General features: G+C 74.0%; 28 protein-coding genes and 1 tRNA gene. 9 read left to right on the top strand and 20 right to left on the bottom strand.

The window, feature by feature from the left end:
• Positions 1-74: 74 nt before the first annotated feature.
• From FHL79_RS13695 to FHL79_RS13685, 3 genes are all read left to right on the top strand, one after another.
• Positions 75-422 carry a YciI family protein gene (locus tag FHL79_RS13695; RefSeq protein WP_138759145.1) on the top strand — a complete coding sequence of 116 codons (348 nt, stop codon included), beginning with the start codon at positions 75-77 and terminating at the stop codon, positions 420-422.
• 8 nt (positions 423-430) lie between these two features.
• Complete coding sequence (locus FHL79_RS13690) at positions 431-1,648, top strand: RNA polymerase sigma factor (protein WP_138759144.1); 1,218 nt, start codon at positions 431-433, stop codon at positions 1,646-1,648.
• Between the two features lie 80 nt (positions 1,649-1,728).
• Complete coding sequence (locus tag FHL79_RS13685; protein ID WP_110552142.1) at positions 1,729-1,998, top strand: hypothetical protein; 270 nt, start codon at positions 1,729-1,731, stop codon at positions 1,996-1,998.
• Between the two features lie 61 nt (positions 1,999-2,059).
• Here FHL79_RS13685 and FHL79_RS13675 read toward each other — a convergent pair whose 3' ends face one another.
• The gene (locus FHL79_RS13675; RefSeq protein WP_138759143.1) at positions 2,060-2,845 is read right to left on the bottom strand and encodes a transglutaminase-like domain-containing protein; all 786 of its coding nucleotides are present in this window, start codon (positions 2,843-2,845) and stop codon (positions 2,060-2,062) included.
• A gap of 358 nt (positions 2,846-3,203) precedes the next feature.
• On the opposite strand from FHL79_RS13675, the gene FHL79_RS13665 reads away from it, so the two are divergent.
• Positions 3,204-3,896, top strand: a complete 693-nt coding sequence (locus FHL79_RS13665) for a hypothetical protein (RefSeq protein ID WP_138759142.1) — start codon at positions 3,204-3,206, stop codon at positions 3,894-3,896.
• Positions 3,897-4,008: 112 nt separating this feature from the next.
• Here the strand turns inward: FHL79_RS13665 and FHL79_RS13660 are convergent, their stop codons facing one another.
• The 4 genes from FHL79_RS13660 to FHL79_RS13645 all read right to left on the bottom strand — a co-directional run bounded on the left by FHL79_RS13660 (position 4,009) and on the right by FHL79_RS13645 (position 7,814).
• Positions 4,009-6,348, bottom strand: a complete 2,340-nt coding sequence (locus tag FHL79_RS13660) for an EAL domain-containing protein (protein ID WP_138759141.1) — start codon at positions 6,346-6,348, stop codon at positions 4,009-4,011.
• A 94-nt stretch (positions 6,349-6,442) separates the two neighbouring features.
• The gene (locus tag FHL79_RS13655; protein ID WP_138759140.1) at positions 6,443-6,844 is read right to left on the bottom strand and encodes an STAS domain-containing protein; all 402 of its coding nucleotides are present in this window, start codon (positions 6,842-6,844) and stop codon (positions 6,443-6,445) included.
• 163 nt (positions 6,845-7,007) lie between these two features.
• Positions 7,008-7,436 carry an STAS domain-containing protein gene (locus tag FHL79_RS13650; RefSeq protein ID WP_246080763.1) on the bottom strand — a complete coding sequence of 143 codons (429 nt, stop codon included), beginning with the start codon at positions 7,434-7,436 and terminating at the stop codon, positions 7,008-7,010.
• Positions 7,437-7,508: 72 nt separating this feature from the next.
• A complete protein-coding gene (locus FHL79_RS13645) occupies positions 7,509-7,814 on the bottom strand; it encodes a DUF427 domain-containing protein (RefSeq protein ID WP_138759139.1) in 306 nt (101 codons plus the stop codon).
• A gap of 108 nt (positions 7,815-7,922) precedes the next feature.
• On the opposite strand from FHL79_RS13645, the gene FHL79_RS13640 reads away from it, so the two are divergent.
• Positions 7,923-8,966: an LLM class flavin-dependent oxidoreductase gene (locus tag FHL79_RS13640; protein WP_138759138.1), complete on the top strand. Its 1,044-nt coding sequence runs from the start codon at positions 7,923-7,925 to the stop codon at positions 8,964-8,966.
• A 5-nt stretch (positions 8,967-8,971) separates the two neighbouring features.
• On the opposite strand, the gene FHL79_RS13635 is transcribed toward FHL79_RS13640, so the two are convergent.
• From FHL79_RS13635 to FHL79_RS13625, 3 genes are all read right to left on the bottom strand, one after another.
• Positions 8,972-9,157 (bottom strand): hypothetical protein, encoded by a 186-nt coding sequence (locus tag FHL79_RS13635; RefSeq protein WP_138759137.1) that lies wholly within the window; start codon positions 9,155-9,157, stop codon positions 8,972-8,974.
• A 55-nt stretch (positions 9,158-9,212) separates the two neighbouring features.
• Complete coding sequence (locus FHL79_RS13630; protein WP_138759136.1) at positions 9,213-10,403, bottom strand: S1C family serine protease; 1,191 nt, start codon at positions 10,401-10,403, stop codon at positions 9,213-9,215.
• A gap of 129 nt (positions 10,404-10,532) precedes the next feature.
• Positions 10,533-11,195: a hypothetical protein gene (locus FHL79_RS13625; RefSeq protein ID WP_179966093.1), complete on the bottom strand. Its 663-nt coding sequence runs from the start codon at positions 11,193-11,195 to the stop codon at positions 10,533-10,535.
• Between the two features lie 83 nt (positions 11,196-11,278).
• Between FHL79_RS13625 and FHL79_RS13620 the strand changes: the two genes are divergently transcribed.
• A complete protein-coding gene (locus FHL79_RS13620; RefSeq protein WP_138759135.1) occupies positions 11,279-11,848 on the top strand; it encodes a TetR/AcrR family transcriptional regulator in 570 nt (189 codons plus the stop codon).
• A 275-nt stretch (positions 11,849-12,123) separates the two neighbouring features.
• Here the strand turns inward: FHL79_RS13620 and FHL79_RS13615 are convergent, their stop codons facing one another.
• From FHL79_RS13615 to FHL79_RS13590, 6 genes are all read right to left on the bottom strand, one after another.
• A complete protein-coding gene (locus FHL79_RS13615) occupies positions 12,124-12,852 on the bottom strand; it encodes a Crp/Fnr family transcriptional regulator (protein ID WP_138759134.1) in 729 nt (242 codons plus the stop codon).
• 70 nt (positions 12,853-12,922) lie between these two features.
• Entirely contained in the window at positions 12,923-13,495 is a 573-nt protein-coding gene (locus tag FHL79_RS13610; RefSeq protein ID WP_281283875.1) for a chemotaxis protein CheB, read from the bottom strand.
• A 605-nt stretch (positions 13,496-14,100) separates the two neighbouring features.
• Positions 14,101-15,486: a PP2C family protein-serine/threonine phosphatase gene (locus FHL79_RS13605; RefSeq protein WP_138759133.1), complete on the bottom strand. Its 1,386-nt coding sequence runs from the start codon at positions 15,484-15,486 to the stop codon at positions 14,101-14,103.
• A 265-nt stretch (positions 15,487-15,751) separates the two neighbouring features.
• Positions 15,752-16,483 carry a dienelactone hydrolase family protein gene (locus tag FHL79_RS13600; protein ID WP_138759132.1) on the bottom strand — a complete coding sequence of 244 codons (732 nt, stop codon included), beginning with the start codon at positions 16,481-16,483 and terminating at the stop codon, positions 15,752-15,754.
• 43 nt (positions 16,484-16,526) lie between these two features.
• Positions 16,527-16,602: transfer RNA gene (locus tag FHL79_RS13595), tRNA-Arg, on the bottom strand.
• Between the two features lie 108 nt (positions 16,603-16,710).
• Entirely contained in the window at positions 16,711-17,088 is a 378-nt protein-coding gene (locus tag FHL79_RS13590) for a DUF421 domain-containing protein (protein ID WP_138759131.1), read from the bottom strand.
• Between the two features lie 205 nt (positions 17,089-17,293).
• Between FHL79_RS13590 and FHL79_RS13585 the strand changes: the two genes are divergently transcribed.
• Complete coding sequence (locus FHL79_RS13585; protein ID WP_138759130.1) at positions 17,294-17,809, top strand: single-stranded DNA-binding protein; 516 nt, start codon at positions 17,294-17,296, stop codon at positions 17,807-17,809.
• Between the two features lie 113 nt (positions 17,810-17,922).
• Positions 17,923-19,593: an energy-dependent translational throttle protein EttA gene (gene ettA / locus FHL79_RS13580; protein ID WP_138759129.1), complete on the top strand. Its 1,671-nt coding sequence runs from the start codon at positions 17,923-17,925 to the stop codon at positions 19,591-19,593.
• A gap of 158 nt (positions 19,594-19,751) precedes the next feature.
• Here the strand turns inward: ettA and FHL79_RS13575 are convergent, their stop codons facing one another.
• Both FHL79_RS13575 and FHL79_RS13570 read right to left on the bottom strand, forming a co-directional pair.
• On the bottom strand, positions 19,752-20,609 hold the full coding sequence (locus FHL79_RS13575) for an SgcJ/EcaC family oxidoreductase (RefSeq protein WP_138759128.1): 858 nt from the start codon (positions 20,607-20,609) through the stop codon (positions 19,752-19,754).
• Positions 20,610-20,713: 104 nt separating this feature from the next.
• Entirely contained in the window at positions 20,714-21,148 is a 435-nt protein-coding gene (locus tag FHL79_RS13570) for a protein-tyrosine phosphatase family protein (RefSeq protein ID WP_138759127.1), read from the bottom strand.
• Positions 21,149-21,207: 59 nt separating this feature from the next.
• Here FHL79_RS13570 and FHL79_RS13565 point away from each other — a divergent pair, with 59 nt between their 5' ends.
• A complete protein-coding gene (locus tag FHL79_RS13565) occupies positions 21,208-21,621 on the top strand; it encodes an acyl-CoA thioesterase (protein WP_138759126.1) in 414 nt (137 codons plus the stop codon).
• A 92-nt stretch (positions 21,622-21,713) separates the two neighbouring features.
• Here FHL79_RS13565 and FHL79_RS13560 read toward each other — a convergent pair whose 3' ends face one another.
• From FHL79_RS13560 to FHL79_RS13545, 4 genes are read right to left on the bottom strand one after another with little or no spacing between them, the layout of a single operon-like run.
• Entirely contained in the window at positions 21,714-22,253 is a 540-nt protein-coding gene (locus tag FHL79_RS13560) for an MOSC domain-containing protein (RefSeq protein WP_138759125.1), read from the bottom strand.
• Positions 22,250-22,888 carry an energy-coupling factor transporter transmembrane component T family protein gene (locus FHL79_RS13555; RefSeq protein WP_138759124.1) on the bottom strand — a complete coding sequence of 213 codons (639 nt, stop codon included), beginning with the start codon at positions 22,886-22,888 and terminating at the stop codon, positions 22,250-22,252. Before FHL79_RS13555 ends, FHL79_RS13560 begins: the two co-directional genes overlap by 4 nt.
• The gene (locus FHL79_RS13550; protein WP_138759123.1) at positions 22,885-23,625 is read right to left on the bottom strand and encodes an energy-coupling factor ABC transporter ATP-binding protein; all 741 of its coding nucleotides are present in this window, start codon (positions 23,623-23,625) and stop codon (positions 22,885-22,887) included. Before FHL79_RS13550 ends, FHL79_RS13555 begins: the two co-directional genes overlap by 4 nt.
• 8 nt (positions 23,626-23,633) lie before the next feature.
• Positions 23,634-24,200 carry a biotin transporter BioY gene (locus FHL79_RS13545; protein WP_138759122.1) on the bottom strand — a complete coding sequence of 189 codons (567 nt, stop codon included), beginning with the start codon at positions 24,198-24,200 and terminating at the stop codon, positions 23,634-23,636.
• Positions 24,201-24,571: the final 371 nt, after the last annotated feature.

The following is a 24,571-nucleotide window of genomic DNA, read 5'->3' as shown; positions in this document are numbered from 1 at the left end:
CGATCCGGGCCGGCGCCGTTCGTACAGAGGGTGAGAGCCGGCGACGGGCCGGCTCCGTCAGGGAGGAGCACCTCATGACCCAGTACCTGCTCAGCGTCGTCGAGCCCAGCGGTGACGGCACGCTGCCGCCGGACCTCGGCCAGATCATGTCCGACGTCACCGAGGTCGACCGGCAGATGCGCGAGGCCGGCGTGTGGGTGTTCGCCGGCGGCCTGCACTCCCCGAAGACGGCGACCGTCGTCCGGGTGGCCGACGGCGAGGTGCTCACCACCGACGGGCCCTACGTCGAGGGCAAGGAGCACCTGGGCGGCTTCTCGATCATCGAGGCGCCGGACCTGGACGCGGCGCTCGACTGGGGCACCCGGCTGGCCCGGGCGACCCGGCTGCCGATCGAGGTGCGCCCCTTCCAGGGCGGGGAGTGACCCCGGGCGTGCCGGTCGAGCAGACGGTCGAGCAGGTGTTCCGCGAGCAGTACGCGCGCGCCGTCGCCGTGCTGGTGCGGGTCTTCGGGGACGTCGACGTCGCCGAGGAGGCGGTCGCCGACGCCTTCACCGCGGCGGTGCAGCGCTGGCCGGAGGACGGCGTCCCGCCCAGCCCGGCCGGCTGGATCATCACCACGGCCCGCCACCGCGCCATCGACCGACTCCGGCGGGAGGCCTCCCGCGACGACCGGCACGCCCAGGCCGCGCTGCTGCACGCCCGCGACGAGCCGCTGGACGTCGGCGCGGTGTCCGACGACCGGCTGCGGTTGGTGTTCACCTGCTGCCACCCGGCCCTGGCGCCGGCCGCCCAGGTGGCCCTCACGCTGCGGCTCGTCGGCGGGCTGAGCACCGCCGAGATCGCCCGGGCCTTCCTGGTCCCCGAGCCGACCATGGCGCAGCGGCTGGTGCGGGCGAAGGCGAAGATCCGCGACGCCCGCATCCCGTACCGGGTGCCCGGCGAGCAGGACCTGCCGGCGCGGCTCGGCCCGGTGCTGGCGGTGGTCTACCTCGTCTCCACCGAGGGGCACACCGCCAGCGCCGGGGACGAGCTGGCCCGCGCCGACCTCTGCGCCGAGGGGATCCGGCTCGGCCGGCTGCTGCACGAGCTGCTCCCGGACGAGCCGGAGGTGACCGGGCTGCTGGCGCTGATGCTGCTCACCGAGTCCCGCCGGCCGGCCCGCACCACCGCCGACGGCGAGCTGGTGCTGCTGGCCGACCAGGACCGCCGGCGCTGGGACCGGGCGCTGGTGGCCGAGGGGCAGGCGCTGGTGCGGGACTGCCTGCGCCGTGGGCAGCCCGGGCCGTACCAGGTGCAGGCGGCGGTCAGCGCCGTGCACAGCGAGGCCCCGACGGCGGCGGACACGGACTGGCGGCAGGTCCTCGCCCTCTACGACCTGCTGCTCGCCCTGACCCCCACGCCGGTGGTGGCGCTCAACCGGGCCGTGGCGATCGCGGAGGTGGAGGGGCCCGCGGCCGGGCTGGCGCTCGTCGACCAGCTCGACCTGCCCGGGCACCTGGTGCACGCCGTCCGCGCCGACCTGCTGCGCCGGCTGGACCGGCGGACCGAGGCGGCGCAGGCCTACGCCGCGGCACTCGAGCGGGTGAGGAACGCCACCGAGCGGGCGTTCCTGGAGCGCCGCCTGGCCGAGGTGCACGCGGTGGGTTGACACCGACGGACCCGGGTGGTGGACGGGCGACCGCTCGGTAGTGTGTGAGACAGATCACATCGATCCGTGGAGGAGCGATCATGCCCGAGGTACCGCAGCCCGTGACCGACAACACCATCAAGGTCCGTCAGCTGAGTCACTACCAGTTCAGCTGGACCGCGGGAGAGCCCGGCAAGCCGGGGACGTACACCCTGCAGCTGGTCCTCGACCAAGGCGCCTGGGAGGAGGTGCTCACGCTGGACCCCGACGACGCCGACAACCTGCAGGACCTGCTCACCAACACCGGCACCGTGCACTACGACGTCGAGCGGCGGGTTCTGCTGTTCGGCGTCACACCGGCCGGCAGCTGACGAAGGACCCCACTGCCCCCCACCACTCGCGAGCTCGCGGCGGGACCCTGCAGTGGGGCCATCAGGGCAGCGCGAACGGCTCGTCGTCCGGTGCGGGGAGCTCGCCGTCGACCGTGGCGGTGACGGTCATCGCGCCCAGCGTCGCCCGACCGCCGAAGAGCGAGAGGAAGGCGGTGTCGGCGGCGTCCCGGCCTGAGCAGATCCGGACCAGGGACGTCGTCGGCGCCAGCCGCGTGGCGTCGACGGTCTTCCAGACGTCGTCCACGTCGGCCTCGACCACCGCGTGGAAGTCCATCGGCGACAGCCCGGGGGCGTAGACGGCGACCAGCCGGGCCGGCACCTCCAGCGCCCGGAGCAGGGTGATGGTCAGGTGCGCGTAGTCGCGGCAGACCCCCTGGCCGAGCAGCAGGGTGTCCACGGCGGTGTCCACCGGCCGGCTCGAGCCCGAGGTGTAGACCAGCCGCCGGCCCACCCACGCCGCGACGTCGGCGACCAGCTGGGCCCGCGGGGTCGTCCGGTCGAACTCGGTGCTCGCGTACCCCTCGAGCTGGTCCGACGGGCAGTACCGGCTGGGGCGCAGGAACTCGGCCCACTCCGCCGGGGTCACCCCACGGGGGCTGCCGCCGGACTCGACGTGCGCGGTGTAGGCGATCGTCGACTCACCGGCGCCGATCTGCAGGCGGTGCACCCGCGCGCCGGGGACGGCGATCTCCTCGACGGGCACCGGCCGTCCGTCGGTCAGCACGGTCAGCTGCTCCCCGGCCGGGGCGGCGACGGCGACCTGCAGCAGCGCGGTCGCCGGCACGGGGGAGGAGACGGTCAACGAGCAGGCGACGTCGGTGCGCATGACCACCGATCCTCGCCGTCCCGCGTGTCGGGCGCGTGACCGTGGGATGTGCGTTCTGCCACGTGCCGCGGGGAGGTCGGCCCACGACGGTCGTGCTCTGCTGCCTGCCGGGCAGCAGAGCACGACTGCGCCGGACCCCGGTCGGTGCCTGGGTGCGCGGCTTCGTGATGCCGGGGGTCGGTCGCCGGCGGCGCGGTCGGTCGTCGGGCGACGGCCGCGTCGCCGAGCGGCCGCAGCTCGAACGGTTGGACGCCATCCTCTGGCCCGTGACCGATTTGTGACCGGGGGACCCATCCGGTTCGGGTGCCGACCTCGAACTCCTGTCGTTGCGTCACCCGCTCACGACTTGGAGTCAGACATGAACCGCAGGAGCGCCACTCGCAAGGGCTTCGTCGTCGCCGCCGCGCTCAGCGCCGTCATCGGGCTGTCCGCCTGTGGGTCCAACGACGTGGACACCGCCCAGGCCGCCGATTCCTCGAGCAGCTCGGTGTCCGTGCCCAAGCCCGCCGCGGTCGTCCGCGCCATCCCGGGCGGCGACACCGCCGTCACCCTCGACCAGGGCTTCGTCAGCGCGCTCGGCACGCTGGGCCTGACCCCGGGCGTCACCGGCACGGCCACCCTCGACGGGACGACCGGCGTCGTAGACTTCCCGATCACCGGCGGCACGGTGACCCTCTACGACCGCGAGACCGGCTACCGCCCGTGGGTCCAGGGCGTCGTCTTCCACGACGGCAGCGGCCTGACCCTGGCCGCCGGCGGCACCACCGTCGAGCTGAGCAACTTCGTCATCGACCCGGGCAAGCCGGCCCGGCTCTTCGGCGACGTGACCGTCAACGGCCGGCTCGCCGCCGGCAACGCGCCGCTGTTCAACCTCGACGGCAGCACGCTGTCCGCGCCGACGACGGACGCGGACGGCTCCGCCGTGCTCGACGGCACCACCGTCAAGCTCTCCGACGAGGCCGCCGCGCTGCTGAACTCGACCTTCGAGACCGACGCCCTCGCCGGCGGCCTGGTCATCGGCACCTCGACGATCACCGTCCAGACCTCCTGACGGAGGGACCCCTCTGCCCCCCACGCCTCGCAGGCTTGGCGCGGGACCCTGCAGAGGAGCCGCAGGGGGCCTCGAGCCGACCGGCGTTCCTGCCGGTCGGCTCGAGCCGTGTCTAGGCCCGGTCGCCGACCTGTGGGAGGTCACCGGTGCGCGGGCCGAGCCGCTGCTGGAAGGACTCCAGCCAGGGCCGCAGGCCGGAGAAGTCGGTCGGGTCGTCGGTCAGCGACCGCAGGTCACCGAACGCCACGGGCTCCCGCGGCTCCGGGACGCCGGCGATGTCCGCGGCCCCGTTGGCCCTCAGCAGCTCGCGCAGCTCGAGGAACGCGCGGGACGGGCGGAAGACCCCGGGGTCGAAACCGGGCGCCGGCACGACGTCGGCCGCCCCGTCCACCTCCGGCTCAGCGACCGCGGGGTCGGCCTCCGCGGACTCGGCCGTCGCAGGCTCGGCGGGCACGTCCGTCGCCCCGACCTCCGCCTCGACCTCGGGCAGCTCGTCGGTGTCCGCCGGCAGCGCGGGGAGCACGCCGGTGGCCGGCAGGACGAAGGCGTCCAACTGGGGGACGGCGGCCGAGCGGAGGCTCGGGCCGGTGTCTGCCTCGGGGCCCCACTCGTCCTCGGTCGGGTCGTGCAACTCGCCCAGCGGGACCAGGGGCGCGCCGGCGGTCCCGTCCAGCCCGGTCGGCAGGTCGGCGTCGTCGAGGTCGGGCAGCTCCTCGAGCTCGCGCGCCGGCAGGGGGGCCGGGCGGCCGAAGGCGTAGCCCTGGGCCATCGAGCACCCGTGCTCGCGCAGCCACCGGGCCTGCTCGCCGTCCTCGATGCCCTCCGCGATGACCTGCAGGCCCATGCCCTTCCCCAACTGGAGCAGGCCTTGGACCAGGGCGGCGGTGGCGGGCTCGGCGACGACGTCGGCGACGAACGAGCGGTCGATCTTCAGCGTGTGGATGGGCAGCCGGTGCAGCGCGGTGATCGCGGAGTAGCCGGTGCCGAAGTCGTCCAGGGCCAGCGTCACGCCGGTCTCGGTGACCGTGTCGACGGCGTGCAGCGTCGCGTCGGCGGCGAACAGCGCCGTCGACTCGGTGATCTCCAGCTCCAGCCGCTCCGGGGCCAGCCCGGACTCGGCCAGGGCGTCGGCGACGAGCTCGCTGAAGCCGGGTTCGGCCAGGTGCCGGGCGGAGATGTTGACGTGCACCCGCAGGTCGGCGTCCCAGCCGGCGGCGTCCCAGCAGGCCTGGTGCAGGACCCAGGCGCCCAGTCGGGAGGTGAGCCGGTTGTCCTCGGCCGCGGACAGGAACGCGCCCGGCGGCAGCAGTCCCCGGGTCGGGTGCTGCCAGCGGATGAGGGCCTCGTAGCCGAGCAGGCGCTCGTCGGACAGTGCCACGATCGGTTGGTAGAACAGCCGCAGCTCACCGGCTTCGAGCGCGCGCCGCAGGTCGGTCTCCAACTGCAGCTGGTCGACGTAGCCCTCGCCGACGGCCCCGTCGTGCACCTCGACGCGGCCACGGCCACCGCTGGCCTTGGCCCGGGCGAGGGCGCTGTGCGCCTGGCGCAGCAGCGCCTCCGGGGCGAGGTCCGAGCCGAGCGTCATGCCGACGCTGGCCGACAGGACGACCTCCCGGTCGAGCACGTGGAACGGCTCGTCCAGGACGCTGAGCAGCCGGTCCGCGAGCGTCCGCAGCGCCTCGACGTCCTCGACGTCCTCGGCCAGGACGAGGAACTCGTCGGCCCCGAAGCGGACCGCGGTGTCCTCGACCCGGGTGCTCCAGCGCAGCCGGTCGGCCACCTGGCACAGCAGCTGGTCGCCGCCCTCGTGCCCGAGGGAGTCGTTGACCGCGGTGAAGCGGTCCAGGTCCAGGTGGAGCAGGCCCACCGTGGTGCCCCGGCGGCGGGCGACGGCGAGGGCGCGTTGCAGCCGCTCGGTCAGCGCACGCCGGTTGGGCAGCCCGGTGAGGGCGTCGGTGTACGCGCGGCGGACCAGGTCCTCCTCGACCCGCCGGCGGTCGGTGACGTCGACCATCGTCACCACCACGAACTGCGGCTCGCCGTCGGTGCGGCGGACCAGCTCCTGGGACTGGTGCACCCAGATGCTCTCGCCGTCGGCCCGCCGCAGCCGGCGCTCACCGACGACCTCCAGCTGCGGGTCGAGCAGCGGGGTCCCGGGCACGTGCTCGGTCGCCCGGTCACCGAGCGGCACGTCGTCCGGGTGGGTCAGCAGGTCGAGGTGCCGGCCGACCAGCGCGCCCGAGGTGCGGCCGGTGAGCTCGCACAGGGCCCGGTTGGCCACGAGCAGGTGCCCGTCCGGCGACACGACCGCCTTGGCGATCGGCGCGGCGAGGAACAGGGCGCGGAAGAGCTGACCGCGGTCGGCGAGCAGCACGTCGGCTGCACGCAGCCGCTGCCCGGCAGCGCCGGTGGGCCCGGAGGCGCCGGGCGACTCGGGGGCGGAGATGGTCACGGGGACAGGGTGGCTCATCCGGCGCCGTCAACCCGGGAACCCGGGCCGAAGCTGAGTGCGTGCCGTCACTCCGGGTGACGAACGGTCCCTCCGGTCACGCAGTGCGCGTCGTGCCACACAGGACGCGCGCCGACCGGGACCCCGATGTCGGAGCGGGCGGGAAGACCTCGTCCTCGCCGAGGAGCGAGACCAGACGGGCGACCGAGCGGCTGCGGCGCACCAGCTGCAGGCTGCGGCCGTGCGAGGCGGCGATCGCGTGCGCACCGGTCAGTGCCCGGAGGCCGCCGGCGTCGCAGAACGTCACGTCGGCCGCATCGAGCTGCCAGCTCCGGCTCGACCGGGTGGCCAGGATCTCGACGGCCTCGAGCAGGTGGTGGGCGGAGTCCCGGTCCAGCTCTCCGGCCACCCTGACCCGGGCATGGGGCAGGTCGACGGAGACGGCGATGGACGACGGGGTGACCGTCGGCGTGCCGGCGGACGGGGAAGGGGTGACCACGGTTCTCCCGGTGGCAGGGGGCGCCTGTGCGGTGCGCGTGCTGTCTGCGCAGGCGGGCGGTGCACGGAGCCTCGCGCTCAGCTCCGGGACTGACCGTATGCGTGAGCCGGGGCGACACGCCAGACCCGCAGCACGGGAGCCGCGGCGGCGGCGTGTCGCGCTCTCACGCCCGTGCCTCGGCCATCCGGAGGTCCAGTCCGCTGAGCCGGACGAGTCGCTCGACGCACCGGCTGGCGTTGACGAGCCGGAGCCGGCGGCCGTGCGTGAGGGCCAGTGCGTGCGCCGCGGCCAGGGCCCGCAGCCCCCCGGCGTCGCACCAGGTGACGGCGGCGGCATCGACCACCCAGCACGGCTGGTCGGTACCGGTCAGCGAGGCGAGGGCGTCGACGAGGTGGTGGGCGCTGTCGCGGTCCAGCTCACCGGAGAGGACCACGGTGGCGCGGGTCCGCCGGACCTGCACGGACAGGAGCGCCGGCTCGGCCAGCGGGGATCGGGTGTCGGAGAGTGCGAGCACGGTGGTCTCCCCACGGTGCGGCGCAGCGACGGCGACCTGGGAGCCCCGGGACGCGGACGCCAGCGCGGGCGTGCGCACGGCCGGAGCTTCGACCGCCTCCGACCGTACGCCAGTCCTCGGCTCCCGTGCAGCCCGACCCCGGCGACGGGCTCAGTCCGCGCTGACCGTCACACCCGGGGAGAAGGCGACGTAGCCGGCGAAGTCGCTGCCCACCCGCTCGACGGCGGAGGGCTTGAGGTCGGGGTAGCTCCAGGCGCCGTCCTGCGTCGTACCGTTCGGCGTGACGACGTGCCAGTACTGGGCCGGGCCCTTCCACGGGCAGGTGTAGGGCGTCGGGCTCTCGCTCAGCGCGCCGGGCACCACCGCGGACGGCGGGAAGTACCAGTTGCCCTCGATCCGGACGAGCTCGGACTCCGGGGCCTCGGCGATGACGGTCCCGTCGACGGTGGCGCGCATGGGGTGCTCCTCGGTTCGCTGTGTGTCCCTGGACACGTCCGGCAACGCACCGGACCCCGCCGGTCATCCCGCGGGAACACCGCGGGCCCGGCAGGTGCTCGACGGGGCATGGAGAAGCGGATCGGGTTCCTGTCCTTCGGGCACTGGCAGCCCATCCCGGGCTCGCAGGTGCGGACCGGGCGGGACGCGCTCGTGCAGAGCGTCGAGCTGGCGGTCGCGGCCGAGGAGCTCGGCCTCGACGGGGCCTACGTGCGGGTGCACCACTTCGCGCGGCAGCTGGCCTCGCCGTTCCCGCTGCTGGCCGCGATGGCCGTGCGCACCTCCCGGATCGAGCTGGGCACCGGCGTGATCGACATGCGCTACGAGAACCCGCTGTACATGGCCGAGGAGGCAGCGGCCGCCGACCTGCTCAGCGCCGGACGGCTGCAGCTGGGGATCAGCCGGGGGTCACCGGAGACCGCGCTCCGCGGCTCGGAGGCGTTCGGCTACGTCCCGCCGGAGGACGGTGACGACGCCGGGCTGGCCCGCGAGAAGACCGGGCTGTTCCTCGCTGCGATCAGCGGCGCGACGGTGGTGGACGCCGACCCGCGGATGACCGGCGGGGCGTCCGGCCGGCTCGCCGTGCAGCCGCAGTCGCCGGGTCTGCGGGAGCGCATCTGGTGGGGGTCGGGCACCCGGGGCACCGCGGTGTGGACGGCGCAGCAGGGGATGAACCTGATGAGCTCCACGCTGCTGAGCGAGGACACCGGGGTGCCCTTCGACGAGCTGCAGGCCGAGCAGATCGCGCTCTACCGCGCGGCCTGGACGGAGACCGGCTGGGACCACGAGCCGCGGGTCTCGGTGAGCCGCAGCGTCATGCCGATCACCAGCGACCTGGACCGGCAGTACTTCGGCTCGGAGCGGGGCAGCGGTGACCAGGTGGGCATCCTCGAGGGGGTGCGGGCCCGGTTCGGGAAGAGCTACGTCGGCGAGCCCGACCAGCTGGCCGAGGAGCTGGCCAAGGACGCCGCCGTCCGGGACGCCGACACCCTGCTGCTGACCGTGCCGAACATGCTGGGTGTGGAGTACAACGCCCGGCTGCTGGAGACCGTCGCGCGGCACGTCGCCCCGGCCATCGGCTGGGTGCCCCCGGGGCAGCGCGCCGCCGGCTGAAGCACTCAGTGGTGTGCGGCCGCCTTCTCCAGCACCCAGCCCGTGCCGCCGCACCCGTGCGGCAGCGGCGGGAACCGGTGGCCCTTCACGTCGGTGGACTCGTAGGCGTGGCTGCCGGCGTCGTCGCAGCGGTAGATCCCGCTCGCCGGGACGATCTGGCCGGGGTGGAAGACAACGGTGTCGTTCGCCATGCGCGGCGCCGTACCCGCCTCCGTCCCCGCCATGCCGTCGGCGGTGCCGCCGGGATCAGTCCGCGGGGCCGGCGCCGAGGACGACCGTCGCGGTCTGCGACCCGCCGGCGGTGTCGGTCCAGGTGACGACGACCGGGTCGCCCGGGTCGAGGTCGGCCAGCGCGGCGCTGACGTCGTCCGGGGTCGTGACCGTCGTCCCGCCGACGGCGGTGACGACGTCGCCGGCTCCCAGGCCCGCCCGGTCGGCCGGTCCGTCGGCGACGACCCCGATGACCGCCGCGCCACCGGTGCCGGTGGCCTGCACCGAGACGCCCAGGAACGCCGGGGAGCCCTGGTGGACGGTCCCGTCGTCGACGCCGTCGCTGATCTGCTGCGCGATCGACAGCGCCGTGGCGATCGGGATCGCGTACGCCTGACCGCCGGTGCTCGATGCCGCGGTGTCCATCCCGGCGACCTCGCCCTCAGCGTCGTAGAGCGGGCCCCCGGAGTCGCCGGCCTCCACGTCGGCCGCGATCTCGATCAGCCCGGTGAGCTGCTCGGCGTCCTGCCCGCTCTCGTCGGTCGCGGTGATCGACTGGTCCAGCGCGGTGACCGTGCCGGCGGCGGCCGCGGTGCCCGCCTCGTCGCCGGCGTTGCCGACCGCCGTGACGTCGTCGCCGACGGCCACCGGGTCCTCGTCGGGCTGCACGGTGTCCAGCCCGGAGGCGTCGGTGAGCTGGAGGACGGCGACGTCGTCGGTGGGGTCGGTGCCCACGACGGTCGCGGTGTAGCTCACCCCGGTGCTGAGCACCGTGACGGTGATGCTGGTGGCGCCCTCGACCACGTGGTCGTTGGTCAGCACCTCGCCGTCGGCGGTGAGCACCATGCCGGTGCCGGCCGCCTCGCCGTTCTGGTAGCCGAGCACCGTGGTGATGTCCACGACCCCGACCAGCTGGTCCGCGGTCGCCTGGGTCGCCGCCGCGACGGCGTCCGTCGAGCTGCCCGTCGTCCCGGGCGTCCCGGGCGCCCCGGTCCCGCCGCCGAGCGCGCCGGGATCCCAGCTGTGCCCACCGCGGCCGCCGAGGACGACGGTCGGGTCGGTCGCCGGGACGGCGAGCGACCGCACGGCGGTGGTGTCGCCGCTCGCCGCGGAGAGACCGTGGAGGCTGCCGGCGGCGATGCCCAGCGCACCGAGGGTGCCGATCGCCACCGTGCGGGTGCGCCGACGGTGCGTGCGGGGGGCCGGGGCCTGCTCTGTCTCGCTCACGACCCCAGGGAAGGCCTGCCGGTGATGAAGGACCTGTGAGCCCGCTGCGATGTCCCTGCACCCGCCCCTTGCGGGTGACCACGGTGCTCCGGCTCTCCGGCGGGCTCGTCCGGGCGCCGATGGGAGGGCTCAGTCCAGAGGCAGATCGGGGGAGCCGTGCAGGAGTGGCAGGGGCCGTTCGTCGGCCTGGAGGGGTTGTTGGCGGGCTGGGCGTGGTCGGCGGTCGTGGCCGGGTGCCTGGTGGCGGTCACCGCGGCGTGGGTGCTGCGTCGCCGGTCGGCCGAGCGGCAGGAGAGCCGGTAGCTCCCGCGCTCGGCCGGCGCCTGCTCGGGCGTCGAGCCGAGCGGCAGCGGCGCGCAGCACGCCGGGCACCAGCCGCCGGTGCACCGCGGACGCCGGGGCCCAGAGCGCGCGGCCCGGCAGGCGGTCGAACCGCAGGCAGGTCGTCCACGCCACCGCGCCGCTCCCCGTCTGCACCAGCATGTCGGCGCTGAGCGACCGGGACGTGGTCTCCAGCCGGATCCAGTCGGCGCCGCGTCCGCCGATCCGCCAGCCGCCGACCGTGGCCGGTGACCGCCCGGTGCTGAGCCGGAACCCGAGGACACCACGCCAGATCACCTGCTCCGCGGGACTGGGGACGTCGCCGAACATCGCCCGGGCCCACTGCTCCGGCGTCGCGACCACCTCCGTGCGGAGGGTGGACCGGTCGGCGTAGTCGATGCGGGACAGCGAGCTGAGTGCGCGGACGGCCTCGGGGACGTCGCGGGTCACCCGGGTGGGGGTGTGGGGCATGGTCCTGCCTCCTGACTCATGTACGGTGCCGTATAGACGTTAGCCGCTTTGTACGGCGCCGTATAGAGATGAGGTGACCGTTCTTGCCCGCGATCCGGACGCCCCGCGAGCGATGGGTCGAGCAGGGGCTGCAGGCGCTGGCAGTCGGCGGTCCGGACGCCGTCCGGGTGGAGGTGCTGGCCAAGGCCCTCGGCGTCACCAAGGGCGGGTTCTACGGGGCGTTCGCCGACCGGGACGCGCTGCTCGAGGCGATGCTCGACAGCTGGGAGCGGGAGAGCACCGACGAGGTGCTCGAGCGGGTCGAGCGGGCGGGTGGGGACGCGCCGGCCAGGATCCGCCGTGCCGGCGCGCTGACCTTCTCCAGCGAGCGGCTGCTGCCCATCGACCTCGCGGTCCGCGCCTGGGCCCGGCGTGACCCGGCGGTCGCCGAGCGGTTGCGGCGGGTCGACGACCGGCGGATGGGCCTGCTGCGCGAGCTGATCGGCTCCTTCTGCACCGACCCCGACGAGGTCGAGGCGCGCAGCCTGCTCGCGTTCTGCCTGGCGATCGGCGAGCACTTCCTCGCCGCCGGCCACGGCGACCGCTCCCGGGCCGACGTCCTCGCCCGCGCGAGCGACCTGCTGTTCGACCGTCCGGCGGCGCCCGACCGGTGAGGCCGGGGACCGCCTCCCTCGCCGTCGACGACCCGGCCGAGGCCGCCCAGCGGGTCAGCGGGCGCCCGGGACCGCCGGACGAGATCGCTCCAGCTCGTGCCCCGGATGGATACCGTCGTGCCCGTGCAGATGCGCTGGGGCGACCTGACCGGGGTGCGGGAGCCGTCTGACGGGTCCGGTCGGGCAGTCCTGTTCGTGCACGGCTGCGGACGTCGTTGGGCAGCGATGGCCCGCCGGGTGGAGCGCGTCGATCAGGGTGGATCCGATCGCCTCCCTCACAACTCCGGTGCCGCGTCGATCCTGGCGTGCTCGGCCTGCACGATGTCGTAGCACTCGCAGGCCACGTCGTGCAGTGCCGTGGCGTCCAGGACGCTGATCCGACCGCGGGTGTAGCGGATGATCCCGGCCTGCTGCAGGACGCTGGCGGTCAGCGAGACGGTGCCGCGACGTACCCCCAGCATCTGGGACAGGAACTCCTGGGTCATCAGGAACTCGTCGGCGCCCACGCGGTCACGCGTCTGCAGCAGCCAGCGGGCGCATCGCTCCTCGGTGGTGTGGAGCCTGTTGCAGGTGACGTTCTGGGCGAGTTGCACCATCGTGGCGTTGGTGAAGCGGTGCAGGACGTCGTGCAACGCGCCGTCACCGCTGAGGAAGCGGCGCAGATCTGCCGTGGCGAGGCGTAGCGCGCGGCCGGGGACCTGGCAGTAGCAGTCATGGGGGCTCTCACCAACGCCCAGGAAGGCAGGCAGACCAGCAACGCCCTCGAAACCGATGGTCGCCACCTCGATGACGGCCTCACCATCGATGGTGGCCACGAGCGAGAGCACGCAGTCGACCGGGAAGTAGAGGTGCTCGATCGGCTTGCCCGGGGAGAAGATCGTGTCGCGGAGCTCGAGCGTCACCGGCTCGAGGGCGTCCGCCAGGCGCCCGTACTCCTCAGGTGGCAGCGCCCGCAGCAGGAGGTTGCGTGGAGGGTCGCCCGTCGAACCGTTCGGTGTGGACACGGGTCCTCCCGGTCGTTCACGTCCACCCGTCGTCTCCGGGCATCGAAGGCCTACCCCCGGGGGATCGACCTCACGCCGGCAGAGAGAGGATCGGACCGAGTCGGGCCCAGGGCGCCAGCGGGACGGACAGCAGGTCCGCGGCTCCGGGCGCCATGGTGTACGCCACCAGGGCCGGCGCGATGAGGGGCAGCGGCACCACGTGTTCCACACACCCGGTGGCCAGCGCCGCAAGGGGCATGTCCGGCGCCTGGGCGTCCGCCGGGTCCTGCGCCAGGACGCGACCACCGGCTCGCTTGACAGCACGCACGCCGTCGGCGCCGTCGGACAACCGCCCGGTCATCACGACAGCCAGCACCCGGGGCCCGAAGGCGTCTGCGACGGCGGTCAGCACCTGGTCCGCGACCCGGCCGCCGGGACATGGGCGGATCGACAGCGCACCGCCGGCGTCGATGTCGACCGTCGCCTTCGCGGGGACGACGGTGATGCCCCGCTGCACCGGCCCCGGAAGCGCTCCGCGCACCGGGAGGGACGACCGAGCAGCCAGGATCTTCGGCAACATGTCCACCGCCACCTCCGCGCGGTGTTGGACCGTGAGGACCGGCGCCTCGAACCACGCCGGCAGACCCGCGGCCACCGTGGTCAGCGCCCGGACGCCCCGGTCGAGGCCACCAGCACGACGACGTCGACCCCATCGCCCGCCCCGCCGACCGTCACGTCCTCAAGCCACGCCTGTGTCCGCCACCTGACACAGCACCGACCCGCGGTCGCCGGCGCGGGCGTCGTCCTCGGGCGACCATCGGCGGAGGGCTGCACCCAACTGTTGGCGGCCGTTCAGGCGGTGATGGACGCGGGTCCCCACGCAGACGCCGCTGAGCGCGGGCGGCTCGGCGGCAACACCTTCCGGGCCATTCCCGGGCGGATGAGAGCAGCGAGGCTGTAGCCGGGGCCGTCAGCCCGGTGCCTGGAGACGTGCCGGCCGACGTCCGGCAGGCGAACGAAGCCGCTCGGATGACGGCACACGAGCCGGCCCTCCACGACGCGATGCGGCGCCACCTCGTGCGCGCGACCACGCTCAGGCAGTCGGGCTGCGCTTCAGAGGTCTGGCGGCTCCTGGGGTGACGTCGACCCCAGGGCGAGGCGACGGTCGTGTCACCCCTGGCGTTCCCCTTGGTCGGCCGCGGACGATGTGACCCCCGGCGCGTGCGGCGTCGAGACGACGAAGGACCCCGCACGAGGCGCCGCGGTCCGCTACGTGGGGCAAGGGGCCGGGTCGTGGTGACTGACGTCCCTGACCACGCGGCGGGTTTGGCGGGCCGGCGCGCGGCAGCGCAGGGCAAGCAGCGCGACGTCGTCCTCCGCCGGTCCGGGCAGGACGCGCCTCACCAGCTGGTCACACAGCTCCTCCAAGGGGAGGCCCGCCAGTCCTGCGAGCTCTGCGCAGAGTCGGCTGATGCCCTCATCGAGGGTCGTCCATCGGCCGTCGCGGCGTTGCTCGGCCAGCCCGTCGGTGTACAGCAGCACCGTGTCCCCGTGGCGCAGCTCGATGTGGTGATCGGTTCGACGCACCGCGGTCCCTGTGCCGAGCAGTCGCTCGGCCGGCGTGTCGAGGATGCGCACCTGCCCGTCGGCGGTGAGCAGCACGGGCGGCAGGTGCCCGGCCGAAGACCAGCGCATCTCGTACTGCCCATCGGCGGCCTGTGGGTCAGTTCGCTCGAGGCGCGCGACCAGGGCGGTGGCGAGCGTGTCGAACGCCAGTGTGGTCAGCACTCGATCGGCGCGGGTGAGGGTGTCGGCCGGGCTGCCGGGCCGATCGCAGGCCAGCGTGCGCACCGTGCTCCGCAGTTGGGACATGGCAGCTGACGCCTCGACCGAGTGGCCGGTGACATCGCCGACCACGAGCGCGGTGGCGCCGTCGGGTTGCCGGAAGGCGTCGTAGAAGTCGCCGCCGACCAGGGTGTGCCGACTGGCGGGGCGGTAGCGGACCGCAATGCGCAGCTGCTCGGACTGTGGCGGCGGGGTGAGCAGGCTGCGCTGCAGGGTCTCGGCCACCTGCAGCTGGCGGGAGTACAAGCGGGCGTTGTCCAGGGCCAGAGAGCCTCGGCGGGCGATCTCCACCGCGAGGGAGACGTCGGCGTCGGTCGGCGCTGGCCGGTCACCGGCGTTGACGAGTGACAGGGCGCCGAACACCTGCCCGTGCGCGGCCAGTGGCACGAACACGACCGAGGTCGCGTCCAGACGCTCCATCGCCGCCTGCACCGCCGGGACCGCGGTGTGGAACAGCGCAGGATCGATGGCGGTCAGTCGCACGGGATTGCCCGACAGCAGTGCAGCAGTGAGTGCAGGGCGGTCCCGCGCACCGCCGGTCCGACCGGCCAGGTAGGTGTCGAGGTCGGCAAGCCGGTCGGGGTCGCGGTGCGCGCGCCCGGTCAGCTCGTCGGCGCCGTCCTCGGCCAGCACGGTGACCGTGGCCCAGTCGGCCAGCCGGGGCACCAGCAGTCGGGCCAGTTGATCGGCTGACTCCCCTGTGTCCAGCGTGCGGATGAGGGTGTCGCTGACCTCGGCGAGCAACTCGAGCCGAGCCCATTCGTCGTCGGACGGCACCGAGACAGCCGAGAGCTCCGGGGCGTCCGTCACCGTGAGCTGTCCTCCTCCCGCGCGTCCGCTGGCCGGACTCCGTCCCCGCGGTCTGTTCCGCGCAACCTAACTGATGCCCGGGGCGCATCGCCGGCGGACCTGAGGGCGGCGGCCGACCGGAGGAACGGTGGCGCTGGCCCGACGCGTCAGCAGGACCGTGTCCCGCTCGACCCGGCCTGGCACGAGTTGACGGTCGTGGGGAGCCTGACCGATGACACGGTCGACGCCATCGTCGACGACGTGGTCGTACCACAGCTGGCCGTCCTCAGCCGGGGCTGGTCAGAGTCCGCAGGTGCTCATCGAAGAAGGCGAGGATCCGGCGCTTGGCGTCGGCGGCCGCGTCGTGGTCGTACCCGACACCGGCCACCTTGAGCACCGGTGTGAGCGGCCAGGCCGCGCTGATGCGGTTGATGAAGCCGTGTCGGGCCTCCGGGTACTCCTTCACGTCCGCTGGTACCCCGGCGGCGTCCGCGGCGGCGCGTACCTTCTCCGCGGCACCCTTGAGTCCCTTGTCTCGGCCGCCGAAGCTGGCGACGACGGGACAGGCGCCGCTGAGGACGTCGTCGACGTCGTCCGGTACCGGCCCGTAGTTGACGCTGGCCGCGGACCAGCCGGGGCGTCCGGCGAGCAGCAGGGCGAAGCCGCCGCCCATGCAGTAGCCGATCACCCCGACCTGGCTGGTGCAGCGCGGATCGTCGGCGAGGGCTGACCGGGTGGCATCGAGCCGGTCGAACGTGGGGCCCTGCTGTCGGCTGAGGTGGGCGAAGGTGCTCTTGAGGCAGCGGATGGCGGCCTTGCCCTCGTAGAGGTCGGGCACCGCGACGAGGTAGCCGGCAGCGGCGAGCCAGTCGGCTTGCTCGCGCATGTCGTCCCCCAGGCCGAGCACGTCGTGCACGAGGACCACCCCCGGCCAGGGGCCGGGCCGGTCGGAGGTGACCACGGGAACGGCGAGGTATCCGACCTGGTCGGCGAGGGCGGTGCGGGCAGGACTGGTCACGGGGGGTCCTCAAAGGGGCAGGAGCCGGAGCGTCAGAGCCTGGTGGCGCGCCCGGCAGGGATCGAACCTGCGACCAAGTGCTTAGAAGGCACCTGCTCTGTCCACTGAGCTACGGGCGCTCGGCCCGAGCCGTCGCACTGCCACCCGGACCTGCGCCGGCCGAGGAACCCGGCGCAGCGCACATGGTGCCATCTGCAGGCGGCGACGGGCACTGAGCGACCCAGCTGCTACCCGGCTGCGACCGGCAGGGGCACGCCGCGCCTCCGGTCACCGCGGGGCGGGACGCGACCCGCGGAGCTCCGCCTCGATGCGGTCCAGTTGGGCCCGCAGCGCGTCGACGTCCCGCCGTCCTGCAGCCGCACGGCCTGCTCGAGCTCGCTGCGCCGCAGACCGAGCCGCCGCAGCGACTCCTCCACGATGCGGCCGTCGACGATGACGTCGGTCGGCGTGCCCTCGGGGAGCCGCTGCGCCCGGCCGCTGAGGAGGATCAGCCGGTTGACCGCCGCGTTGACCGCCACCAGGGTCACCGCTCCGATCCCCCCGCCGACCAGCGAGCCGTCGTCGCCGATGACGGCGTTCCGCACCGGCAGCTGTTCGGCGAACATGTCGTGCCACGTGCGGTGACCTCCGTGCGCAGGGGAGCGGGACCGCGCGCAGTGTCCCCCCGCCGTACGCCCGGGTTGCCGCCCCCTCCACAGCCGGGCAGTTCGTCCACAGATGGACCACGCGGCTGTCCCCGGCGGCGACGGCGCACGACGGTGGACGCACCCCGGCAGGTCGCCGGGGCACCCACCTCGACCGAGGAGCACCGTGAACGAAACGGACGTCACCGTCGCCGGCAACATCGTCAACTCGCCACAGCGCAGCCGGCTGCCCAGCGGGGACAGCGTCACCAACTTCCGCATGGCCTCCACCTCCCGCCGGTTCGACCGGGAGACGCAGACCTGGACCGACCACCGCACCTTCTTCGTCGACGTCGAGTGCTGGGGGGAGCTGGGCGGCAACGTCTCGCACACCCTCAGCAAGGGCGACCCGGTGGTCGTGCGGGGTGAGATCTACACGCACGAGTGGGACAGCGAGCAGGGGCGGCGCAGCCGGCCGCAGGTCCGCGCGGCGCACGTCGGGCCGGACCTGGCTCGGGGCGTTGCCGACTTCCGACGCTCGGCCCGGGCGGCCGTCCCGGCTGAGGAGCCGGGCGAGGACGCGCCGCCGGCCGAGGACCCGTACTCGGGGCGGTCGACGGACTACATCGAGGGGGAGGGGACGTTGCACCAGACGGACTTCGACGTCAGCGGCGACCGCGAGGCGGTGCCGACGCCGGCGTGAGCCTCCCGGGCTGGGAGGATCGGAGTCGAGAACGCAGGGGGCGGGGCTGGAGCCGCGCTGCGGCTGCCCCGCCCCGCCCCCGCTCGCGACCTGACGGAAGGCTCGAACCCCCAGTGGCCCAGTACATCTACTCGATGGTCCGTGCGCGCAAGGCGCACGGCGACAAGGTGATCCTCGACGACGTCACCCTGGCGTTCCTGCCGGGTGCCAAGATCGGCGTGGTCGGCCCGAACGGCGCCGGCAAGTCCACGGTCCTCAAGATCATGGCCGGTCTGGAGACCGCCTCCAACGGCGACACCGTGCTGGCCCCCGACGCCAGCGTCGGCATGCTGCAGCAGGAGCCGCCGCTCAACGAGGACCTCGACGTCCGCGGCAACGTCGAGGAGGCCGTCGCCGACCTCCGGGCGGCGCTGACCCGCTTCGAGGAGGTCAGCGCGGCGATGGGGGAGCCCGACGCCGACTTCGACTCGCTGCTGACCGAGCAGGGCGAGCTCATGGAGGTCATCGAGAACGCCGACGGCTGGGAGCTCGACGCCCGCATCGAGCAGGCCATGGACGCGCTGCGCTGCCCGCCCGGTGACGCCGACGTCCGGGTGCTCTCCGGTGGCGAGCGGCGCCGCGTGGCGCTGTGCAAGCTGCTGCTCGAGGCGCCGGACCTGCTGCTGCTCGACGAGCCGACCAACCACCTCGACGCGGAGAGCGTCGCGTGGCTGGAGCAGCACCTGGAGAAGTACGCCGGCACCGTCATCGCCGTCACCCACGACCGGTACTTCCTGGACAACGTCGCCGAGTGGATCCTCGAGCTGGACCGCGGCCGCGCGTACCCCTACGAGGGCAACTACTCCACCTACCTGGAGACCAAGGCGACCCGGCTCAAGGTCGAGGGTGCCAAGGACGCCAAGCGCGCCAAGCGGCTGCGCGAGGAGCTGGAGTGGGTCCGCTCCGGTGCCAAGGCCCGCCAGGCGAAGAGCAAGGCGCGGCTGGCCCGCTACGAGGAGATGGCCGCGGAGGCCGACAAGTTCCGGAAGCTGGACTTCGAGGAGATCCAGATCCCGCCGGGCCCGCGGCTGGGCAGCATCGTCATCGAGACCAAGCACCTCACCAAGGGCTTCGGCGACCGGGTGCTGATCGACGACCTGTCGTTCACCCTGCCCCGCAACGGGATCGTCGGCGTGGTCGGCCCCAACGGCGCCGGCAAGACGACGCTGTTCAAGATGCTCGTCGACCAGGACGAGCCCGACGACGGCGAGGTCAAGGTCGGCGAGACCGTCAAGATCAGCTACGTCGAGCAGAACCGCAGCGGCATCGACCCGGCCAAGAGCCTGTGGGAGGTCGTCTCCGACGGCCTGGACCACATCAAGGTCGGCAACGTCGAGATGCCGTCCCGCGCCTACGTCTCCGCGTTCGGGTTCAAGGGGCCGGACCAGCAGAAGAAGGCCGGCGTGCTCTCCGGCGGTGAGCGCAACCGGCTGAACCTGGCGCTGACCCTGAAGCAGGGCGGCAACCTGCTGCTGCTCGACGAGCCGACCAACGACCTGGACGTCGAGACGCTCACCAGCCTGGAGAGCGCGCTGCTGGAGTTCCCCGGCTGCGCCGTGGTCGTCAGCCACGACCGGTGGTTCCTCGACCGGGTGGCGACGCACATCCTCGCCTACGAGGGTGACTCGAAGTGGTTCTGGTTCGAGGGCAACTTCGACGACTACGAGAAGAACAAGGTCGAGCGGCTCGGCATCGACGCCACCCGCCCGCACCGCGCGACCTACCGCAAGCTCAGCCGGGACTGAGGAAGGACCCCCTTGCCCCCCGCCACTCGCGAGCTCGCGGTGGGGCCCTGCAAGGGGGCCGTTCCAGCCCGTCGCCGGGCCGTTCCAGCCCCTCACCGACGGCCGGTCGGAGCAGCTGCTCCGACCGGCTCTCGGCACGCGTCGCGCTGAGGTCGGGCTCAGACCGCCTCGCGGACGAGCACGTTGGCGCGGCGCTCGATCAGCCACGCGCCGTCCCGGCGCACGAAGACGTACAGCGCACGCATCTCCGGGGGCCGGCCGGCATCGGCATCCGCCTCGCTCGACCATGCCTCCTTCGTCGCGACGCGGACGTCCGGAGCAGGTGAGGCGACGTCGAGGAGGCGGTAGTGCGCGGTGGTGTCCCGCAGGTACGGGCTCGCCAACCCGGCCTCGGCGGCCGCGACGATCCCCGGCCGACCGCGGAGCACCCGCCCGCTCGCGTCGACCAGCACCGCCTCCGCCGCGACGTCGGCCGTCATGAGCCGGGCGTCGTTGCGGTTGAAGCCGTCCTCCACGCGCTGGACCACGGCCTGCAGTGCCGCCAGGGCCTCCGGCTCGGCCGGGGCGTCCTCGGCGAGAACGTCCTCCGCGGGCACCCCGGTGTTCTGCCCGGCCACGATCAGCCAGTTCCCGTCGCTGCGCGCCCAGGTGTACGTCGGCATGCCCAGCGAGCGTGGGGACAGCGACCGTCCCGCGGCGTCCAGGTACTCCTGGTCCACCCAGGTGACAGCCACGCCATCGGACAGGAACCGGATCCCGGACACGGCGTACCGGACCGACGCTCCCCGCATCGCGCCGGGCAGGACGCTGCGGGTGAACGCCGCGATGACGTCGCGACCCACCAGCCGGCGGCCACCGCCGGTGACCCACACGGCGTCGGGGTGGAACAGCGCGAGGAAGCCGTCGACGTCCTCGGCGCGCTGGGTGGCCTCCACGACGGACACGAGTTCGACGAGACGGTCGACGTCCCCGGGGTGGGCGTCGGGCGGTGAGACGGAGTACGCGGCAGCGGTCATGCCCGGAGTCGACTCCTTCACGTGCACATGAGGTCAAGAGCGCTCGTGGCCGGACCCCCTGGACGCCGGGTGGCAGCACGTGACCGAGCTCGGCCCTCGGCGCCTCAGCGCGGGGCGAAGCGGGCCACGAACCGGCGTTGCCCGGGGGTCTCCACGGCGCGCGGACGGTAGTGCGCCCGGACGTAGGCCACCGCGTCCGCCGGCGGCACCCCGTCCAGCACCGCCAGGCAGGCCAGCGCCGTCCCGGTGCGGCCGGCGCCGCCCTGGCAGGCCAGCTCGACCCGCTCGTCCGCCGAGCGCTCCCACGCCTCGAGCAGGGCCGAGCGCAGCTCCGCCGGGTCGGCCGGCAGCCGGAAGTCCGGCCAGCGCACCCAGCGGTCCTCCCACGGCACCGGCTCCGGTCGCCGGCCGAGCAGGTAGACCCCGAGGTCCGGCACCGGGCCCTCCGGCAGCGGAGCGCCCCGTCCGCGACCCCGCACCCGGCGCCCCGACGGCAGGGTCAGCACCCCGGACGCGGTCGGCTCCCACCCTCCGCTCATGCCGGCGAGGGTAGGGCCGCGTGCAGCCCGGGAGCAGCACGTAGGGCAGGGTGGCCGCCGTGAGGCACACCGTCGCCGTCCCGATGCGCTGGTCGGACATGGACGCCTACCAGCACATCAACAACGTGGCCTTCCTCGGCTACTTCGAGATGGCGCGGGTCGACCTGTTCTTCGACCAGCCCACGCACGACGAGAAGACCGGCCTGCGCCGCGGCATCGTCGTCGCCTCGCACGAGATCGCCTACAAGCGCTCGGTCGTCTACGACGCCGAGCCGCTCGAGGTGCAGATCTGGGTGTCCGGCATCCGGGCCGCGGCCTTCACCTGCCACTACGAGCTGTTCGACCACGGCCGGCTGTCGGTCACCGGCAGCACGCTGCTGGTGCCGGTCGACTTCGCGCTCAACCGCCCCCGCCGGCTCACCCCGGAAGAGCGGGTCTTCCTGGACAAGTACCTCGACGAGCCCACTGCCTGACTGCACTTTCGCGCGCGAAAGTGCGTGGGAGCGCGGGCCGGGGTTCGGCGCCGAATCCCCGCCGGGTTTCGGCGTCGAAACCGGGGGAGCGGTCAGTCGGGGAGGGCGACGATCCGGGGCACTAGGCGGTCGGCACCCACCGGCGCACCGCGGCCGGCGGCCTCCTCGTCGGAGACCAGCCGGACGACGTCGCCCTCGGCCACCGTCCCGCCGACCAGCACCGCGGCGTTGACCCCGCCGCGGGCGGCCAGCGCCTTGACGAGCTTCCAGCCGGTCAGTCGCTCCAGATGCGTGCACGGCGGGCAGCGCTTGGTGCCGAACGCGAGCACCTCCCCGACCGCGAAGTACCGGCCGACCAGCGAGGGCAGCGCGACGCCGTCGGTGACCAGGTTCCGCCGGGTCGCACCCGGGGTCAGCGGGACGCCGACCTCCCGCGCCACGGCCGCCACCTCGTCGGCGTCGATCAGCGTCAGCTGCTTCTCCTGCAGCGGGTAGCCCGCCCACGTCCCACCGCCGAGCGCGTACCGGTCACCGGCCAGCCCGACCCCGGCCAGCGCCTGCACCGACGCCGACCGCACCATCGGCGCCGCGGCCGCCGGTGCCGTCCAGATCTCCCGCACCCGACCGGTCACGACCGCCTCCAGAACGGGCGCGGTGGCGCCTCGTCGTCCGCCCCGCGGGCGTCCAGCGCCTCGGCGGTGGTGTGCGCCAGCTGCAGGACCTGCACCAGCAGCGGCACGAGCAGCAGGAACAGCGGCCGGGTCGCCCCGCGCGCGGCCTGCGCCTCGCGGATCCGCCCCGCCCGCTCGGCGACCAGCGGGATGAACCGGAGCGTCATCGCGATCGCCAGGCCGATCCGTCCCGGTCGCACACCGACCAGCCGCAGCGGCGCCAGCAGCCACTCGATGACCGCGACCAGCTCGGCGACCCGGCTGGTCGCGGTCACCACCGCCGCGGCCAGGACCAGCGTGGCCAGCCGCAGCACCGCCAGCGCCCCGGTGGCCAGGTCGGTGACCACCAGGTGGAAGGCCAGCAGCCCGGCCAGCCAGAGCCAGACCGGGCGCACCTGGGCGAGCACCTGCCGCGCGGTGAGCCGGGCGCCGGCCAGCGCCAGCAGCACGACGACCGCCAGCGCCGTCGCGGCCACCGGGAGCTCCGGCACGGCGAAGAGCAGCACGCTCAGCCCGGCCAGCGCCGCCAGCTTCCACCCGGCCGGCGTGCGGTGCAGCGCGCCGGGGCGGGGGGAGTAGAGGGCGAGGAGGGTCACGACATCCGCGCCACGTACCAGCCGACCGTCTCGCCCGGTGCACCGTCGGCCACCACCCGGCCGTCCTCGACCACGAGCACCCGGTCGAAGCCGGCCAGCAGGTCCAGGTCGTGGGTGACGACCAGGACGTCCTGCTCCAGCTCCTCGACCACCCGGGCCACCCGCCGCCGGTTGGCCAGGTCCAGCAGCGTCGTCGGCTCGTCGAACACCACCCGGGCAGGTCGCATCACGAGCACCCCGGCGATCGCCAGCAGCTGCTTCTGACCTCCGGACAGCAGGTGGGCCGGGTGGTCGGCGTGCCCGGCCAGCCCGTACCGGGCCAGCACCTCCGCGACCCGCTGCTCCCGCTCGGCCGCCGGCACCCGCTGGTTGTGCAGCCCGAACGCGACGTCCTCGGCGACGGTCGGGTGGACGATCTGGGCGTCGGGGTCCTGGAAGACGAAGCCGACCCGCCGGCGCACCGCCCGCAGGTGCTCGGCGGTGTCCAGCCCGTCGACCAGCACCCGGCCGGCGGTCGGCAGCACCAGGCCGTTGAGCAGCCGGGCGAAGGTGCTCTTCCCCGAGCCGTTGCTGCCGATCACGCCGACCCGGTGCTCGGCGAGGACCACCGAGACGTCGCGCAGCACGGTGCGGTCGCCGTAGGAGTGCGTCACGCCGACCAGCTCGACCGCCGTCCGGGGGAGGACGGCGTCGTCCTGGGCCGGCCGGTCGGCGGCCCGCCGCCACGGTCGGGCCACGGGCGAGGTCAGCGGTGGGCGGGCTGCCGGGCGGGCAGCTCGATCACCGGGTAGGCGCGCCGGACGCCGACCGCCACCAGCGCGGCGATGAGGGCCTTGACGCCGTCGCCGGGGAGGAAGACGAACGAGCCGGTGAAGCTGGCCCACAGCGGGACGTCGGCGTAGAGGCTGGTGAAGGGGATGCCGATCGCGTAGATGACCAGGATCCCGCCGACCACGTTGGCGAGGAACGCCCAGCCGAGGTTGAGCCGCCGCCAGAACAGCTGGGTCAGCAGCCCGACGACGAACGCGCCGATCGGCCAGCTGTACAGGTACCCCGCCGCCGGTCCGGTGAAGACGCTCAGCCCGCCCCGGCCGCCGGACAGCACCGGCATCCCGATCGCGACCACGGCCAGGAAGAGCAGCAGGGCCAGCCCGCCGCGCCGCGCGCCCAGCACCGACCCGGCGAGCATCACGCCGAGGGTCTGGGCGGTGATCGGCACCGGGACCACCGCGACGGTGATCGGCGGGAGCACCCCCAGCACCGCCACGACGGCGGCGAAGAGGGCGATGTAGGCGAGGTCGCGGGTCTTCACGGCGTCTCCTCTGCAGGCAGCGGGTGGGGCCCGCACGTTCCCGGCGGAAGGTACCCGAGTCCGGCGGGCCGACGGCCGGCCGGGCGCAGCGCCCGAGGGAGGACAGCCCGGGTGAGGCCGACGGCGAGGAGTCGGCTGCGCTCGCCGTGAGTGTCGGCGCGCTCACCTGCAGATACGTCTGCCGGTTTGCCCGGCTCGACGGAGCCGTGTTGTCTGAGGTCCTGAGCCCCTCGGCGAAGGCGGAACAACGGCATGGCAACCGGGTGGTGGGCGTCGCTGTGGACGTGGGGGCAACCCCCGCCGCAGCACTCCGCAGCGGAGGCCCCGCGGGACCTGGACCGGGTGCCCGACGACGGTCCCCGGCCCGACCC

This window comes from Modestobacter altitudinis (assembly GCF_005930475.1).
In the GTDB taxonomy this organism is placed as follows: domain Bacteria; phylum Actinomycetota; class Actinomycetes; order Mycobacteriales; family Geodermatophilaceae; genus Modestobacter; species Modestobacter altitudinis.
The sequence above is the reverse complement of the archived record's forward strand: the minus strand, read 5'-3'. Positions and strand labels throughout refer to the sequence as shown.